This is a genomic window from Pararhizobium arenae, from assembly GCF_001931685.1.
GTDB lineage: Bacteria > Pseudomonadota > Alphaproteobacteria > Rhizobiales > Rhizobiaceae > Pararhizobium > Pararhizobium arenae.
In genome coordinates, this window is record NZ_MOOY01000008.1 from 277,237 (window position 1) to 293,287 (window position 16,051).

Annotated in this window: 11 protein-coding genes; 5 read left to right on the top strand and 6 right to left on the bottom strand. The window is 61.1% G+C overall.

The window, feature by feature from the left end; genetic code table 11:
- Window positions 1-62: 62 nt before the first annotated feature.
- The 5 genes from edd to BLX89_RS19075 form a co-directional block, all read right to left on the bottom strand.
- Window positions 63-1,883: a phosphogluconate dehydratase gene (edd, locus tag BLX89_RS19055; protein WP_075292524.1), complete on the bottom strand. Its 1,821-nt coding sequence runs from the start codon at window positions 1,881-1,883 to the stop codon at window positions 63-65.
- Between the two features lie 157 nt (window positions 1,884-2,040).
- The gene (pgl, locus tag BLX89_RS19060; RefSeq protein WP_075292525.1) at window positions 2,041-2,739 is read right to left on the bottom strand and encodes a 6-phosphogluconolactonase; all 699 of its coding nucleotides are present in this window, start codon (window positions 2,737-2,739) and stop codon (window positions 2,041-2,043) included.
- A gap of 9 nt (window positions 2,740-2,748) precedes the next feature.
- A complete protein-coding gene (zwf, locus tag BLX89_RS19065) occupies window positions 2,749-4,224 on the bottom strand; it encodes a glucose-6-phosphate dehydrogenase (RefSeq protein WP_075292526.1) in 1,476 nt (491 codons plus the stop codon).
- Window positions 4,225-4,413: 189 nt separating this feature from the next.
- Window positions 4,414-5,700, bottom strand: coding sequence for an NAD(P)/FAD-dependent oxidoreductase (locus BLX89_RS19070; protein WP_075292527.1), 1,287 nt, complete (start codon window positions 5,698-5,700; stop codon window positions 4,414-4,416).
- 15 nt (window positions 5,701-5,715) lie between these two features.
- Window positions 5,716-7,152, bottom strand: coding sequence for a glutamine synthetase family protein (locus BLX89_RS19075; protein WP_075292528.1), 1,437 nt, complete (start codon window positions 7,150-7,152; stop codon window positions 5,716-5,718).
- Window positions 7,153-7,310: 158 nt separating this feature from the next.
- On the opposite strand from BLX89_RS19075, the gene BLX89_RS19080 reads away from it, so the two are divergent.
- The 3 genes from BLX89_RS19080 (at window position 7,311) to BLX89_RS19090 (ending at window position 13,411) form a co-directional block, all read left to right on the top strand.
- Entirely contained in the window at window positions 7,311-8,495 is a 1,185-nt protein-coding gene (locus BLX89_RS19080; protein ID WP_075292529.1) for a BaiN/RdsA family NAD(P)/FAD-dependent oxidoreductase, read from the top strand.
- Between the two features lie 393 nt (window positions 8,496-8,888).
- Window positions 8,889-11,417, top strand: coding sequence for a methyl-accepting chemotaxis protein (locus tag BLX89_RS19085; RefSeq protein WP_075292530.1), 2,529 nt, complete (start codon window positions 8,889-8,891; stop codon window positions 11,415-11,417).
- A gap of 146 nt (window positions 11,418-11,563) precedes the next feature.
- The gene (locus BLX89_RS19090) at window positions 11,564-13,411 is read left to right on the top strand and encodes a methyl-accepting chemotaxis protein (RefSeq protein ID WP_075292531.1); all 1,848 of its coding nucleotides are present in this window, start codon (window positions 11,564-11,566) and stop codon (window positions 13,409-13,411) included.
- A 69-nt stretch (window positions 13,412-13,480) separates the two neighbouring features.
- On the opposite strand, the gene BLX89_RS24665 is transcribed toward BLX89_RS19090, so the two are convergent.
- Window positions 13,481-13,633, bottom strand: a complete 153-nt coding sequence (locus BLX89_RS24665; protein ID WP_158025969.1) for a hypothetical protein — start codon at window positions 13,631-13,633, stop codon at window positions 13,481-13,483.
- A gap of 112 nt (window positions 13,634-13,745) precedes the next feature.
- Between BLX89_RS24665 and BLX89_RS19095 the strand changes: the two genes are divergently transcribed.
- The gene (locus tag BLX89_RS19095; protein ID WP_075292532.1) at window positions 13,746-14,621 is read left to right on the top strand and encodes a LysR family transcriptional regulator; all 876 of its coding nucleotides are present in this window, start codon (window positions 13,746-13,748) and stop codon (window positions 14,619-14,621) included.
- A 74-nt stretch (window positions 14,622-14,695) separates the two neighbouring features.
- Window positions 14,696-16,021, top strand: coding sequence for a calcium-binding protein (locus BLX89_RS19100; protein WP_075292533.1), 1,326 nt, complete (start codon window positions 14,696-14,698; stop codon window positions 16,019-16,021).
- Window positions 16,022-16,051 lie beyond the last annotated feature (30 nt).

Below are 16,051 nucleotides of genomic sequence, written 5' to 3' on the forward strand. Positions count from 1 at the left end.
TCGTCGGTTTGAACTGCCCCTCAACCTTACAAGCGGGGAGAGGGGCCCGTCTCCGTAAAACCTTAATTGAACAGCACGCTCGCGCCGTGATCGGCAGTGCCCGCAATCGCGCGGAAGGGTGCGAAAAGTTCGCGGCCCATGCCGAACTCATTGTGCGAGAGATCGGCTGTCACCGCCTCGCGAGCCGCGAACGCATGTTGGTCTCCCAGCACTTCGATCGTACCGGCAATAGCATCGAGGCGGATGATATCGCCTTCGCGCACCTTGGCGATCGGGCCGCCGTCCTTCGCTTCCGGCGTCATGTGGATTGCAGACGGCACCTTGCCGGAGGCGCCCGACATGCGGCCGTCCGTCACCAGCGCAACAATCTGGCCGCGATCCTGCAGGATACCAAGCACGGTCGTCAGCTTGTGCAGTTCCGGCATGCCATTGGCCTTCGGCCCCTGGAAGCGCACGACGGCAATGAAGTTGCCTTCGAGCTTGCCTTCCTTGAACGCGCTTTGCAATTCGGCCTGATCGTGGAAGATCTTGGCCGGCGCTTCGATGATGTGGCGCTCCGGCTTGACGGCGGAAATCTTGATGACTGCCTTGCCGAGATTGCCTTCCAGCATCTTCAGGCCGCCCGTCGACTGGAACGGATGATCGATCGTGGCCAGCACCTTCGGGTCATGGCTCTTTTCCGGCGCCGGCTCGCGCAGCACGCCGCCATTGGCGCCGAGCTTCACATCGATCGCATAGGCATCAAGACCCTGGCCGTAGACGGTGCGAACGTCGTCATGGAGCAGGCCCTTCTTCAGGAGCTGGCTGATGAGGAAGCCCATGCCGCCGGCCGCATGGAAGTGGTTCACGTCGGCAAGGCCGTTCGGGTAGACGCGGGCAAGCAGCGGGATGATGTCGGAGAGCTCCGAAATATCCTGCCACGTCAGGGCAATGCCGCCCGCGCGCGCCATGGCGACAAGGTGCATGGTGTGATTGGTCGAGCCGCCGGTGGCATGCAGGCCGATGACGCCGTTGACGATCGAGCGTTCGTCGATCATCTCGCCGGCGGGCGTGAATTCGTTGCCAAGAGCGGTGATGGCGAGCGCCCGCTTCGTCGCTTCCTTGGTCAGCGCGTCGCGCAGCGGCGTGCCCGGATTGATGAACGAGGCGCCGGGCAGGTGAAAGCCCATGATCTCCATCAGCATCTGGTTGGAGTTGGCGGTACCGTAGAAGGTGCAGGTGCCGGGGCCGTGATAGGACTTGGATTCGGCTTCCAGCAGCTCGTCGCGCCCAACCTTGCCTTCGGCATAGAGCTGGCGCACGCGCGCCTTCTCGTCATTGGGCAGGCCTGTGGTCATCGGGCCGGCGGGGATGAACACGGCCGGAAGATGCCCGAAGGTCATGGCGGCAATCATCAGGCCGGGCACGATCTTGTCGCAGACGCCGAGGTAGACCGTTGAATCGAACATATTGTGCGACAGGCCGATGCCGGCCGCCATGGCGATGAGGTCGCGCGAGAACAGCGACAGCTCCATGCCCGGCTGGCCCTGGGTCACGCCATCGCACATGGCGGGAACGCCGCCGGCGACCTGCGCGATGCCGCCGGCTTCATGGGCGGCCTGCCGGATCAGGGCAGGGTAGGTCTCAAACGGCTGATGCGCCGACAGCATATCGTTATAGGAGGTGATGATGCCGAGGTTCGGCACCGTGTCGCCCGCAAGGGCGACCTTCTCGGAGGGGGAACAGACGGCAAAGCCGTGTGCGAGGTTGCCGCAACCGAGAACGGAGCGGTGCACACCCTTTGCGGCGGCGTTGCGCACGCGCTCAAGATAGGGCTCGCGATAAGGCTTGGAACGCTCAACGATGCGGGCGGTGATCGCGGCAATACGGGAATCGACGGACATGGCAATCCTGTTCCGGAGCCCAACGGCCCCTTGGCTCTGTGACGCCCGCGTGGTCGAAACCCGCAAGATGGCGTCGCGACACTTCGAAAGACTGCGCGCTGTCAAGATATCGCGCAGCCCGGGGTGACGGCTTCGGGTCTTGGGCCCCGGAGTGACGTCAGGGCGCCCAGTAGATCTGCAGCGGCGATGACGCCCGGCGCAACATGGCGCGGATCGGCATCTCCGCCTCGTCTCCGGGCGCTTCTGCCTTGGCAAGAACATCCTTCTTGCCGTTGCCTTCGATATGGAGAACCAGAAGTCTGGCATCCTGAAGGCTGGAGAATGTGAATGTCAGGCGCGGCTCGCCCGCGCCGTCGGCTTCCATGGTGATCACGCCGCGCGGGGTGTTCGCGTCGAGCGCTTCGGCCAGACGGGAGCCGCCCGGGAAGAACGAGGCGGTATGCCCATCCGTTCCCATGCCGAGGATCACCACGTCGAAGGGCGCGCCCAGCGAAGCTGTCGCCTCCGTCGCAAGCTCGGCAGCGCGCTCCGCATCATCGGCTGCGTGATAGAGCGGGAGAAACTGTGCGCCGGCAGCCGCAGCTTTCAGCAGGTTGTCGCTCACCAGTTTGTGGTTCGAGCGGTCGCTTTCCGGCGGCACGAAACGTTCGTCAACCAGCGTGACAACCACATTTGGCCAGTCGATCGGTTTGCTCGACAGTGCCTGGAAAAAGGCTTTCGGCGTCGAGCCTCCGGAAACGACCAGCGTTGCCTTGCCGCGCGCCGCGATGGCGGTCGAGAGCGCTTCGGCAACAGCGTCGGCAAGACCTTCGGCCAAAGCCGCGCCGTTATCGAATTGGTGCAGGACTTCCCCCATATGCGCTCCTTAGATCACTTCATGCCAGGTGCGACCGTCGCGCTCGATCAGCGCGATGGCCTGGCTCGGGCCCCAGGTGCCGGCCGTGTAGGCCTGCGCCTGCTGGCCGACCTCTTCCCAGGCTTTGAGGATCGGATCGACCCACTGCCACGCAGCCTCGACTTCGTCGCGGCGCATGAACAGCGTCTGGTTGTTTCTGACGACATCGAGCAGAAGTCGCTCATAGGCATCGGCGGCGCGGGCGTTGAAGGCTTCGGCAAAGCTCATGTCCAGCGAAACGTTGCGCAGGCGCATGCCGCCCTGGCCGGGGTCCTTGATCATCAGCGACTGCTTGACGCCTTCGTCCGGCTGTAGGCGAATGATCAGCTGGTTCTGGGCGATACGACCGGCCGATTCGTCGAAGATCGAATGCGGGATCGGCTTGAAGGTAATGACGATCTCCGACATGCGGGCCGCAAGGCGCTTGCCCGTGCGAATATAGAAGGGAACGCCGGCCCAGCGCCAGTTGTTGATCTCGGCCTTGATGGCAACGAAGGTCTCTGTGTTGGAGACGCCGCCTTCCAGCTCTTCGAGGTAACCCTTGACCGGACCACCGGCCGAGGCGCCGGCCTTGTATTGGCCGCGCACGGTTGCCTTCTCGACATTGCTTTCGTTGATCGGCTTCAGGGCGCGCAGCACCTTCAGCTTCTCGTCGCGAACCGCTTCGGCGTTCATCGACGGCGGCACTTCCATGGCAACGAGGCAGAGCAGCTGTAGGATGTGGTTCTGCACCATGTCGCGCAGCGCGCCGGCCTTGTCATAGTAGCCGGCCCGGCTTTCGAGCCCGACGGATTCGGCGACCGATATCTGGATATGATCGATGTACTGGGCGTTCCAGAGCGGTTCATAGAGCGCGTTGGCAAAGCGCAGCGCCATCAGGTTCTGCACCGTTTCCTTGCCAAGGTAGTGGTCGATACGGAAGATCTGGTCTTCGCGGAAAACCCGGCCGATGGTGTCGTTGAGCTCCAGCGCCGAGGCGAGGTCGCGGCCGATCGGCTTTTCGACGACGATGCGGGTCGATTTGGTGATCAGCTTGTGGTCGCGGATCTTTTCGGAGATGTCGCCGAAGATGCCGGGGGCTACGGCGAGGTAGAAAGCGCGAACGCGCTCCTTGCCTTCGTCGAGCAAAGCCTTGAGCTTGTCCCAGCCCGCGTCTGACTTGGCATCTACCGGAATATAGAACAGGCGGTTGAGGAAGGTCTTGACCTGCTCTTCCTGGTATTCGCCGGCCTTCAGATATTCCTTGAGGGCGGCATCCGCAAACTTGCGGTATTCCTCATGGCTCAGCGCGCTGCGCGAGGCGCCGATGATGCGGGTCGGCTCGGTAAACTGGCCGTCCAGCTGGCGATGATAGAGGGCCGGCAGCAGCTTGCGTTCGGCGAGGTCGCCCGTGCCGCCGAAAACGACATAGTCAAAGGGCTCGACAGGAATGATCTGGCTGCTCATGAAATTCTCGATCTCTGTTCGTCTGAGGGTGATATAATCTAATCGATTTAAAAGCGCTAGGGTGCGACGCAATAAAATGCGGGTTTGCGACTTGATACGGTGTGCAGCGGGCTTGTGAAAGCCGCAGGAAGATTGGCCCAAGATTGGTATGACGCGGGAACAGTTTAATGACGGTTCCCGCGTCTTCAATCAAAATTTGTCGCGAAGGGCATACCAGCTCAGCGCCAGAAACAGAAGCGGTGTGCGCAAGCGCGGCCCCCCCGGAAAGCCTGCGATATTGAGGTCGCGATAGAGCTCAAGCTCCGTTCTGTCGCCGCGCACAAGGTCGGCATAAAGCTTGCCGCAATAGTTCGACAACATCACGCCATGGCCGGAATAGCCGCCGATCGAGGTGACGCCGGGCATGACCTCTCGCACAAAGGGCTGGCGAGGCAGGGTGATGCCGACCGAGCCACCCCAGGAATGGGTCATCTCGATCTCGGCAAGCTGCGGATAGATTTCGGCGATCTGCCGGCGGATATGGTCGGAGATGTCGCGCGGATTGTCAGCCGTGTAGGCTTCGCGGCCACCAAACAGCAGCCGGCCATTTTTCAAACGGCGGAAATAGCGCACGACAAAACGCGAATCGGCGACCGATTCGTTGCCGGGAATAACATCAGGAAAATCATCCAGCGGCCGGGTCGCACCGATGAAGGAACGGATCGGCATGACGTGGTTTGCGGTGACCGGTTCGAGATTGCCGATATAGGCATTGCAGGCAATCAGCGCCCGCTCGGTGCGGATCGTGCCGTGGGTGGTTTCGATCACGATCTTGCCGCCCTGCCGGTCGATCTTCAGCGCCTTCGTCTTCTCGTGGATGGCAGCGCCTGCGGCCTGAGCCTGCCTGGCAAGCCCGACCAGCAGCTTCATGGGCTGAATATGGCCGGTGCCGGTATCGCGCACGCCGAAGAGGTAGTGCGTCGAGCCGAGCCGTTCCGCTGTCTCCTTGCCGTCCATGAAGCTGATATGCGGGTAATTGTAGCGGCTTGCGGCGATCTCGCCATTGGCCCGGTAATATTTCTCCAGCCCCTTCTTGTGACAGACGGAGAGTTGGCCGGGCGTGTAGTCGATATCAATGCCGTGGTCGTCGGCGAAATCGAGGAGATACCGCTTGGCATTCTCGGCCATGTCGAACAGAGCCTTGGAGCGGTCGTAGCCGAGGGACGCTTCGGCTTCTTCCGGCCACCAGCGCTGGCCGCTGCCAAGCTGGCCGCCATTGCGCCCAGATGCGCCATCGCCGAAGCGACAGGCCTCGATCAGCGTGACGCGCACGTCGTTCTTCGCAAGATTGTAGGCGGCCTGCAGGCCGGTAAAGCCGCCGCCGATGATGGCGACGTCCGTTTCGGTGGAGCCGCCGAGGGCCGGATATTCCGGCCGCTCGGCGACATTGTCCTCATACCAGGAAATCCCCGGCGAGATCGGGCTTTGACACGCCATGGGTTAAGCCTCCTCTCAGACGTTGAGAAGCAGGTATTCCCGCTCCCAGGGGCTGATCACCTGCATGAAGGTCTCGAACTCGCCCCGCTTGACGCCGCCATAGATGGCGATGAACTCGGCACTGAAGACTTCCTCGAAGGATGGTTCCGATTCCAGCAGGGAGACCGCTTCCAAGAGGCCACGCGGCAAATCGATCGTACCTTCATCGGCGCTGTCGTCTGCCGGTGCGGAGGGCTCCAGCCCCTGCACGATACCGAGATAGCCGCAGCCGAGCGAGGCGGCGAGCGCCAGATACGGATTGGCATCCGAGCTCGGCAGCCGGTTTTCGACGCGCCGCGCCGCCGGTTCCGAAACCGGAACGCGGAAGGCGGTGGTGCGGTTGTCGTAGCCCCAGGCGTTGTTGACCGGCGCCGACATATCCGGCGTCAGGCGGCGATAGGAGTTCACATAGGGCGCCATCATCGACAGCGCCTTCGGCACATATTTCTGCATGCCGCCGATGAAGGAGAAGAACTCCTTCGACGCAGAGCCGTCAGCGTTGGAGAACAGGTTGCGGCCGGTGTTGATCTCGACCACCGACTGGTGGATGTGCATGGCCGAGCCCGGTTGCGCCTGCATCGGCTTTGCCATGAAGGTCGCGTAGATGCCGTGTTTCAGCGCCGCCTCGCGGATGGTGCGCTTGAACATGAACACCTGGTCGGCAAGCTCGATCGGGTCGCCGTGGCGCAGGTTGATTTCGAGTTGCGCCGGGCCCTCTTCATGGATCAGCGTGTCGATCTCCAGACCCTGCTTTTCGGAGAAGTGGTAGATGTCGTCGATCAGTTCGTCGAACTCGTTAACACCGGCGATCGAGTAAGCCTGCCCGCCCTGGATGGAGCGGCCGGAGCGGCCTGTCGGCGGGCGCAGCGGATAGTCGGGGTCGTCGTTCTTGGCGACGAGATAGAATTCGATTTCCGGCGCCACCACCGGCTTCCAGCCGCGCTGCTTGTAAAGGTCGAGCACATGCTTCAACACGTTACGCGGCGTGTAGGGCACGTTTTCGCCGGAAGAGCCCGCGATGTCGCAGATCACCTGCGCCGTCGGGTCGCTTTCCCAGGGAACGATGGAGAGGGTGGAAAGGTCAGGCACCAGCTTGATGTCGCTGTCGCGGCTGTCGTAGCGGAAATTGCCGGTTTCATCGGGATATTCGCCGGAAATGGTGTGGCGGTAGATCGCCGAGGGCAGCGCAAGCGAGGTATTGGAGGTGAATTTCGAGGATGGCATCATCTTGCCGCGCGGTACGCCGGCAATGTCGGGGGTGATGCATTCGATGTCTTCGACTCCCCGAACCTTGAGCCAGTCGACGGCTTCCTTCCAGGTCTTGACGCCGCGTGGGGCTTGCAGTGCTGCGGGTATTTTCTGTGTTCTCGGAATCTCTTTTACACGGGGGACGAGGGTTCTTTTAGCAGGCATAAATCACCGGTTTTGGGTTCGGATGGGGCATCATAGCCACAGTTTGGCAATTGGCTAGGGGGGCTTGATGGCCCCAGCAGCGGGTTTTTGACAGTTTTATGCATCGGATTGACTTTCCGCTCACGGCCGTCAAAGGAAAAGAAAACGGGATATGAGCGGTGGTTGAAAACTACGACGTCGTGATAATCGGGGCCGGTGCGGCGGGCATGATGTGCGCCATCGAGGCGGGCAAGCGCGGCCGCCGCGTGATCGTGCTCGACCATGCAAAGGCGCCGGGCGAGAAGATTCGCATCTCCGGCGGCGGGCGCTGCAACTTCACCAATATCCATGCGAGCCCGAAAGCGTTTCTCTCGGCCAATCCGCATTTCTGCAAATCGGCGCTGGCCCGCTACACGCCACAGGATTTCCTCGGCATGGTCGAGCGCCACGGCATCGCCTGGCATGAAAAGACGCTTGGGCAATTGTTCTGCGACGACAGCGCCAAGGATATCATCCGCATGCTGCTGTCCGAGATGCGGGATGCCGGCGTCGTTCTGCGTCTGTCGACCTCGATTGAAGCGCTCGAGCAGAGCCTTAGCGGCTTTCGGGTCTCGACATCAGGCGGGCGCATCGATTGCAACTCTCTTGTGATCGCATCGGGCGGGAAGTCTATTCCGAAAATGGGCGCCACCGGCTTTGCCTACAAGATCGCGGAGCAGTTCGGACTTTCTCTGATAGAGACACGCCCGGGCCTCGTGCCTCTGACGCTCGATCCCACGGAGCTCGACAAGCTTGCCCCGCTCTCCGGCGTCGCCGTGGATGCCCGCGCCAGTGTCGGCAAGACGGGTTTCGAGGAAGCGCTGCTCATCACCCATCGCGGCCTGAGCGGGCCCTGCATCCTGCAGATATCGTCCTATTGGCGTGAGGGCGGCGAGATAAGCATCCGGCTGCTGCCGTCTTTCGATATCGCGCAGGCTTTGAAAGATGCGCGGAAAGGGCAGGGCAAGCAGGCTCCGCAAACTATATTGTCGGAACATCTGCCGAAACGGCTCGCCCAGTTCCTTGTCGAGAGTGCCGGTTTGCAGGTGAAGAGCCTCGCCGATCTCTCCGACAAGGCAATCGATGGTTTTTGCGCTGGCCTCGCCGACTGGCGCATCAAGCCGGCCGGCTCTGAAGGATATCGCACGGCCGAAGTCACGCTCGGCGGCATCGATACGGCGGGCCTCGATTCCCGCACCATGCAGGCCCGCTCGGTCGAAGGCCTCTATTTCATCGGCGAGTGCGTCGATGTCACCGGCTGGCTCGGTGGCTATAACTTCCAGTGGGCCTGGGCTTCGGGCTTCTCTGCAGGGCAAGTCGCATAAAGCCTGCGGTCTTCAGCCAATCTTAAGGGATATGCGGGAACCTGACCTTCTGCCGGCAGGATCGACCGGCCGGTTTCAGGTCCGGACCTATCCGGTTCTGCATGGCCGAGAAGAATATTCTTCTTATCGGTCGATCTTTCGCGATAAGTGCGACATCAAACGATTTAATTGCGCATTTATGTAAAAATTAATCGTTGTCGTTGAAAACTGTTCTCATCAGGAGTCTACGGTGGCGGGCAACATGTGAGTTGCATCGCCAAGCAATGAATGCCCCGACGGACTGGCGGATATCCCCGCATGTTTCGAGCTTAACCACCAGTTTGCCAGCCACGAAAAAGAGCCCTTGCGAGAGGGTGGGGAGGGGCGGGAGCAGGCTGAACGCCGGGGTGCGCCATGTTCATTGATAGAGTTCTTGCCCGTTTCAAAATCCAGACGAAGGTTCTGCTCTTCATATTTCCCTTCGTCGTCAGCATCTGTGCCGTCGGCATCACCGGACTTTATGCTTCGGGCCTGCTGCAGGGACGCATGGAGATTTCCAACAGCGTTCTGCAATCGCTCAATGGCTTCAAGGATGTCTATGCCGGCATGAGCCAGTTCCTCCAGCACACGACGCAGGAAAGCCGGGATGACGTCTACGCCAAGCTTGCTGCCCAGAAGGAAGTGCTGGCTGACACCATGGACGGTCTCGATCCCGCGGCTGACAAGACCAAGCTGGAAGACGCCCAGGCAAAGACGCAGGATGTCGAAGCGCGCATTGACGGTCTCTGGCAGCTTTATGTCGGCGAAGTCGGCTTGCGCGATGCCATGGGCAAGAGCCTGAACTTCCTGGGCGGCGAACAGGTCAAGATCCTCGAAGAAGCAACCAAGATGCAGCGCGCCGTGCGGCAGGACGAAAACTCCGCGAAAAGCATGTTGCGCGAAGCCGATCGTCTGACCAATGCCAGCAAGTTCTTCGCCGATTTCGGCAGCGATTACGCAAAGGCAACCGCGCCGGAAGCCAAGCTGAAGCTCGTCAAGGAGCGTTTCCCGCTCATCAACAAGACCGAGCGCTCGATCGCCACTGTGCTGCCGAAGTCGCAGAAGGTCGTGGCCGAAACGATCAAGAAGACAGCGACCGAACTTTCCGGTTTCGTCTCCTCCACGGATGCCCCTGATATCACCGTGCCGGAAATCACACGCCGCGTGTCCCGCTTCCGTCAGGTTTCAATCCAGCTGGCCGGCGCCGCCGGCGAGAAGATGCGCGAGGCGACCCGCATCTTCGGCGAACTCGACGAGCCGATCATCCGCTCGGAAGCCATCCTTCTTGCCACCCGCAAGCTGGTGAACTCGATCTATTCCATCCAGATCGCCTCCGCCCGCTTCCTTGGCCAGACCTCGGACGAAAACCGCAAGAAGCTCCTCAGTGAACTGTCGATCGTGCAGAGCGACATGGACGCGCTGCGCGGCAGCGCCAGCGGCCTCACCTTCTTCGATGAGGTTGCCGAAGCTCTCGTTCCCGTCCTGAAGAAGATGGACGAGGATAGCGCGGCGCTCGTCGAGATCAGCGCCAAGCGTTCTCAGGAATTTGCCGCTGCGGGCACTGCCATCGATCTCATCTGGAACCAGCTCAGCGAATTTGCTGATGAACAGAAGACCAGCGCCAGTGTCGAGCGCGACAAGGCAAACCAGGTTTCGGTCCTTGCCACCGTGCTCGGTATCGTCATCGCCCTGGTTGCCGGTGGTGCTCTCGTCCTGACGCTCAAGGGTCCGATCGGCCAGATCACCTCCGTCATGCGCAAGCTGGCCGATGGTTTCGTCGATACCACCATCTCCGGCGAAGCCCGCCGCGACGAAATCGGCGACATGGCCCGCGCCCTTGGCGTCTTCAAGGAAAATGCTCTTTCGAAGATCCGCATCGAGGCGGAAAGCGAAGAGCAGCGTGCCGCTGCCGAAAGCGAACGCGCCCGCAACGACGCCGAAAAGCGCGAAATCGACCGCCAGATCAACTTCGCCGTCGATGCGTTGGCCGCCGGCCTCGGTCGTCTCGCTGCGGGCGATGTCTCGCAGCAGATCGAAACCCCGTTCAACGGGCGTCTCGAGCAGTTGCGCCAGGACTTCAACGTCTCGCTGGTTCGCCTGCAGGACACACTCGGACAGATCCGCGGCAACGCACTTTCCATCCAGCGCAGCGGCGCAGAGATGAGCGCATCCGCAGACCAGCTCTCCAAGCGCACCGAAGCGCAGGCCGCCTCGCTCGAGGAGACCGCAGCCGCCGTCGACGAGATCACGACGACGGTTCGCTCCTCTGCCGAGCGTGCCCACGAAGCCAATGCCGTCGTGGTGCAGACGAAGCGAAGCGCCGACAGTTCGGCGGCCGTCGTTTCGAATGCGATCGAGGCCATGACCCGTATCGAAGGGGCTTCACGCCAGATCGAGCAGATCATCGAAGTCATCGATGACATCGCCTTCCAGACCAACCTTCTGGCGCTCAATGCCGGCATCGAAGCCGCGCGTGCCGGCGAGGCGGGCAAGGGCTTTGCCGTCGTTGCCCAGGAGGTTCGCGAACTGGCCCAGCGGTCTGCCGATGCCGCCCGCGAGATCAAGGGGCTCATCAACAAGTCGACCCAGGAGGTCAGTGCCGGCTCGCATCTGGTTCAGGAGACAGGCGCCGTGCTCGCCTCGATCAGCCAGCAGATCGTTACCGTCAGCCACCATGTCGAGATGATGGCGACCGCCAGCCGCGATCAGGCGGCAGCGCTTGCCGAGGTCAACGGCTCCGTCAACCAGATGGACCAGATGACCCAGCAGAACGCGACAATGGTCGATCAGCAGACGAGCGCCAGCCGCCAGCTTGCCAATCAGGCCGACACGCTGATGATGCTGGTCGAGCAGTTCCGGCTGGAGCCGGAAGCTGGTTCTCAGAGTTATATTCGCGCAGCCTGATATATTACTTCATAAACGTGCAACGCCCGGTTCACTGCCGGGCGTTTTTGCGTGAAAACCCCAGAAAATAAGGGTTGAAGCCTCATTCGTTGTTAAGGTTTCTAAATCATAAAGGATGCAGATAATCGTATTGTAGGGTCTTTTTCATGTCTCGTTTCCTGCCCGCATCCGTCGTCTCCCGGCTCGTTGCCCTCACGCTTGGGTTGATGTTCGTCAGCGCCGCGACAATCGTCGGCGCGATGCACTACAATCTGCGGACTTACGTGATGCAGGACGCGACGCAGGATGCGCGGGATGCGAGCCGGGCAATGGCCCTTCTCTACAGCATGAAGATCGATGACGTGGGCGTCACCTTGAAGGATGGCCAGCTCTCCGCTGTCACGGAAGAGAAGATGGCAACGCTCGCCGATCATGATCTCGTCGACCGCACGGCCGAAACGATCGGCGGCGTGGCGACGATCTTCGAGAAGCAGGGCAGCGACTATGTGCGCATCTCGACGAACGTGAAAAAGGAAAATGGTGATCGCGCAGTCGGCACCAAGCTTGCCGCCGACCATCCGGCCCAGGCTGCTCTTGCCCGCGGCGAAGCCTATTATGGTCCGGCCGTGCTGTTCGGTCGCGACTACATCACCGGCTATTTCCCGGTCAAGAATGCTGCCGGCGCCAATGTCGGCATGCTGTTCATCGGTATTCCGACGGAAGTCTATTTCAGCAAGATCAACTATCTGCAGGCGCTGACGCTCGGCATCGGCGCGCTGGTCATGGCGGTTGTCGGACTGATGACCTATTTGGCGGTGCGTGCCTCGCTGCGCCCGCTCGGTGTGCTTACCGGTTGCGTCGAGAGCATCTCCGCCGGAAAGCTCGATACGACTGTTCCCTTCATCGATCGTCAGAACGAGTTCGGCGGCATCGCCCGTGCGCTTGGCGTGTTCCGCGAGAACGCGCTTTCCAAGCAGCGCATGGAGGCCGAAAGCGAGAGCCGCAGGATTGAAACCGAGGAAGAGCGCAGCCGCCGCGACCTCGAAAAGCGGGAAACTGATCGCAATATCGAGATCGCTGTGGATGCGCTCGCCGCCGGCCTTGGCAGGCTGTCGCAGGGCGATCTTTCGCAGCAGATCGACATTCCCTTCTCCGGCCGTCTCGAGCAGTTGCGCCTCGATTTCAACGGCTCGCTCACCCGCCTGCGGGAAACGCTTTCCGGCATCCGCAACAATGCGCATGTGATCCAGAGCAACAGCGGCCAGCTCATGGGCTCTGCTGACGCGTTGTCGCGCCGCACGGAAGCGCAGGCTGCGTCGCTTGAGGAAACCGCCGCGGCTGTCGAGGAAATCACGGTCACGGTCAGATCCTCCGCCGGCCGTGCGCAGGAGACCAACCGTGCCGTTGCCGAAACCAAGAAGAGTGCGGACAATTCCGCATCCGTGGTTTCGAATGCCATCGCCGCCATGGCACGTATCGAAGACGCTTCCCGCCAGATCGAGCAGATCATCGAGGTGATCGACGATATCGCCTTCCAGACCAACCTGCTGGCCCTTAACGCCGGCATCGAGGCCGCGCGGGCAGGCGAGGCCGGCAAGGGCTTTGCCGTCGTGGCGCAGGAAGTCCGCGAACTTGCCCAGCGTTCGGCCGATGCCGCCCGCCAGATCAAGAGCCTGATCGATAAATCCACGGACGAAGTCGCAAACGGTTCGGCACTGGTTCAGGAAACGGGCGCTGTGCTGGCGGCGATCAGCCAGCAGATCGTCGCGATCAGCGGCCACGTCAATACGATTGCGACCGCAAGCGCCGACCAGTCTGCGGCGCTGCAGGAGGTCAATGGCTCCGTCAACCAGATGGACCAGATGACCCAACAGAACGCATCTATGGTGGCTGAAACGACGGCTGCCGCCCGCGCGCTTGCCGCCGAGGCCGATACGCTGATGTCGATGGTCGAGCAGTTCAGGCTGGAGAAAAACGGCGCCGAACGGGGACACCAGCGGGCGCGAGCCGCATAGGCGTCTTCAGCCGGAAAACAACAGAAATTTGCAAAGGCCCGGTTTCGTCCGGGCCTTTGCCGTTTGGGCTTATGACGCTGTGCGAAACAGCTGCCTGAGAGAATGCACCGCGCGCATCAGGCGTATCCGCGCCGCCGGCGGCTGTGGCCGGCGCCTCTTGCGCTCGTCTTGATGTTTTGAAAGCTCGTTGGCCAGGATGGCCATGGTCATCAGGTCGTTCATGGTCTTCAACTCCTTCCGTTCGGCCTATGGGGGCCGGGCAATTCGGACAGACTGAAAATATCTTTCAAAAAATGCTTTACATAGACCATAATTGCGTAGACATTTTTCAATTATGAAAGACATCGATTGGGACGTCTACAAATGTTTCCTGACCGTAGCGCGGGGCAATGGCCTCACCGGCGCCGCTCAGGTCACGGGTCTCAGCTCCGCCACGATCGGGCGGCGGATGCTGGAGCTTGAGCAACACACCGGGCGTTCTCTCTTCAACCGCAGCCAGACGGGGTATACGTTGACCGCCGATGGCCGTTTCCTGTTCGATCAGTTGCAGGACATGGAGGCGGCCGCCCGCAAGCTCGACCACTGGCACCGTGAAGCCGAGGGGCAGACGACGGTGCGCATCGCCGCCGGCACCTGGATTGCCTGGCTGCTTTCGGAGAACTTTCCGGCGATCCGGACGGAACGGGATGCCTTTCGCATCGATCTGCATATTGGTGAAACAAGGGCTAACCTCGCCTATCGGGAGGTCGATATCGGCATCCGCGCCTTCGAGCCGGAGGAGCCGAACCTCGCCGCCCGCCCGGTCGGTCTCGTCGCCTATGCCCTCTACCAGCGCCGCAACGCGCCTGAAGAAAAACCGGGGCGCTTCGTTGCGGTCAGCGAGGAGGATGCTCTCTCCGCCTACCTGCGATGGCCGCACCAGAATGCTGCGGATCGTATCGTCGCATTTGCCAACCGGCCGCGCTCTTTGCTCGATCTGGTCCGCGCGGGGGCGGGGAAGGGCGTGCTTCCCTGTTTTGTCGGCGATCTCGATCCCGAACTCGAGCGGGCGGGCGAAGACATCCCGGAGCTTGCCCATCGCCAGTGGATCGTCATGAACAATGACGACCGCCATCGCCGCGATATCCGCACGGTGGCTGACCGCATGACCAAGCTGCTCAAAAGCCACGCCGATATCTTTGCCGGCAAGCGCCCGAGCCGGGCGCTCTGACGGCGTTCCAAAGGAAACAGCGCATCGGCGGAATTGTCTCTACAACCTTTACATCGGTTCAAGGAGATGGTCCCATGCGCTTCAGTCTGCTTCATACCATGAAAGACAGCATCTGGTGGGACACCATCGAAGGCACCTCTGCTGCCGACATGATCGAGATCGGTTTCGGCAATGACACCGTATATGGTCGCGCCGGCGATGACGTGATCTGGGACAAGGATGGCGCCCACAGAGAGGACATCTGGCTCGGCAGCGACGACACGATCAACGGTGGATCGGGCGACGACCTGATCTTCGCCGGTTGGGGCAGCGACAAGATCGATGGCGGTTCTGGCCGTGATACGCTCGATTATCGCTACAGCCGTTCCTCGGTCACGATCGACCTGCGCAGTGGCACAGGCTCCGGCAACAATGACTCCGCCGCAAAGGGCGACAGGATCACTGGTATCGAAGAAGTTCACGGCTCCAACTTCAACGATATCATGATCGCCGGAACCAACCAGACCATCTATGGCGACAAAGGCAATGACACATTGAAAGGCGGCACGGGCGCTTCCCAACTCGAAGGCGACGCAGGCAACGATCTCATGATCATCATGTCGTCGGAGAACAGCGCGAACGGCGGGATTGGCTATGATACGGCCGATTTCTCAAACCTTGGCTATGGCATTGCGGCTGGGTACAGCGCTTCGCGCGCTATTGCCGAAGGCTTTGATGCACGGCGGGCCAGCGCGATTGCAGAGAAGATCATCGGCACCGATTTCGACGATTATATTCATGTCGGCGCATTTTCCAGAGAATCCTTCACAGTCGAGGCCGGTTTCGGCCGTGACCATCTGATCGGCGGCGGCGGCAATGACATTCTTCGCGGTGGCGCCGGTCGTGACTGGCTCGAAGGCGGTGACGGCTCGGACAGGCTTTACGGCGGCTCTGGCGACGACGAGCTGGAAGCTGGTTACGGCGGTGATCGCATGTTCGGCGAAAGCGGTCGCGACGAACTGATCGATGGCCCCGGCGATGACCATATGGACGGCGGTGCCGGCAACGATCTGCTGCGCACCAACGTTGGTGAGGATACGTTGATCGGCGGATCGGGAGCCGACACGTTCCAGTTCGAAAGCTGGTCGCAATATGCAGCCCGCGCAACCATCAGCGACTTCAACCGCGCCGTCGATATCATCGATCTCTCGGATATCGACGCCAATACGAATATCGGCGGCAATCAGGCCTTCATCTTCGATGCCACAGGGTCGGGGGCCATCGGTACGCTCAGCGCGAAGATCGTGGGCAACAACACAGTTGTGTCGACGGTCGCAGACATCGAAGGCAGCTTTGTCTTGGACATGGAGATCGTCCTGAAGGGCAAGTTTCAGCTGACGGCGGCGGATTTCATTCTCTGATCGATCTGGTTCCGCAAACGAAAAACCCTC

Coding starts and splice junctions, on each gene's coding strand:
- edd (WP_075292524.1), bottom strand. CDS start 1,883: ATGTCCGTCGATTCCCGTATTGCCGCGATCACCGCCCGCATCGTTGAG.
- pgl (WP_075292525.1), bottom strand. CDS start 2,739: ATGGGGGAAGTCCTGCACCAATTCGATAACGGCGCGGCTTTGGCCGAA.
- zwf (WP_075292526.1), bottom strand. CDS start 4,224: ATGAGCAGCCAGATCATTCCTGTCGAGCCCTTTGACTATGTCGTTTTC.
- BLX89_RS19070 (WP_075292527.1), bottom strand. CDS start 5,700: ATGGCGTGTCAAAGCCCGATCTCGCCGGGGATTTCCTGGTATGAGGAC.
- BLX89_RS19075 (WP_075292528.1), bottom strand. CDS start 7,152: ATGCCTGCTAAAAGAACCCTCGTCCCCCGTGTAAAAGAGATTCCGAGA.
- BLX89_RS19085 (WP_075292530.1), top strand. CDS start 8,889: ATGTTCATTGATAGAGTTCTTGCCCGTTTCAAAATCCAGACGAAGGTT.
- BLX89_RS19090 (WP_075292531.1), top strand. CDS start 11,564: ATGTCTCGTTTCCTGCCCGCATCCGTCGTCTCCCGGCTCGTTGCCCTC.
- BLX89_RS24665 (WP_158025969.1), bottom strand. CDS start 13,633: ATGAACGACCTGATGACCATGGCCATCCTGGCCAACGAGCTTTCAAAA.
- BLX89_RS19095 (WP_075292532.1), top strand. CDS start 13,746: ATGAAAGACATCGATTGGGACGTCTACAAATGTTTCCTGACCGTAGCG.
- BLX89_RS19100 (WP_075292533.1), top strand. CDS start 14,696: ATGCGCTTCAGTCTGCTTCATACCATGAAAGACAGCATCTGGTGGGAC.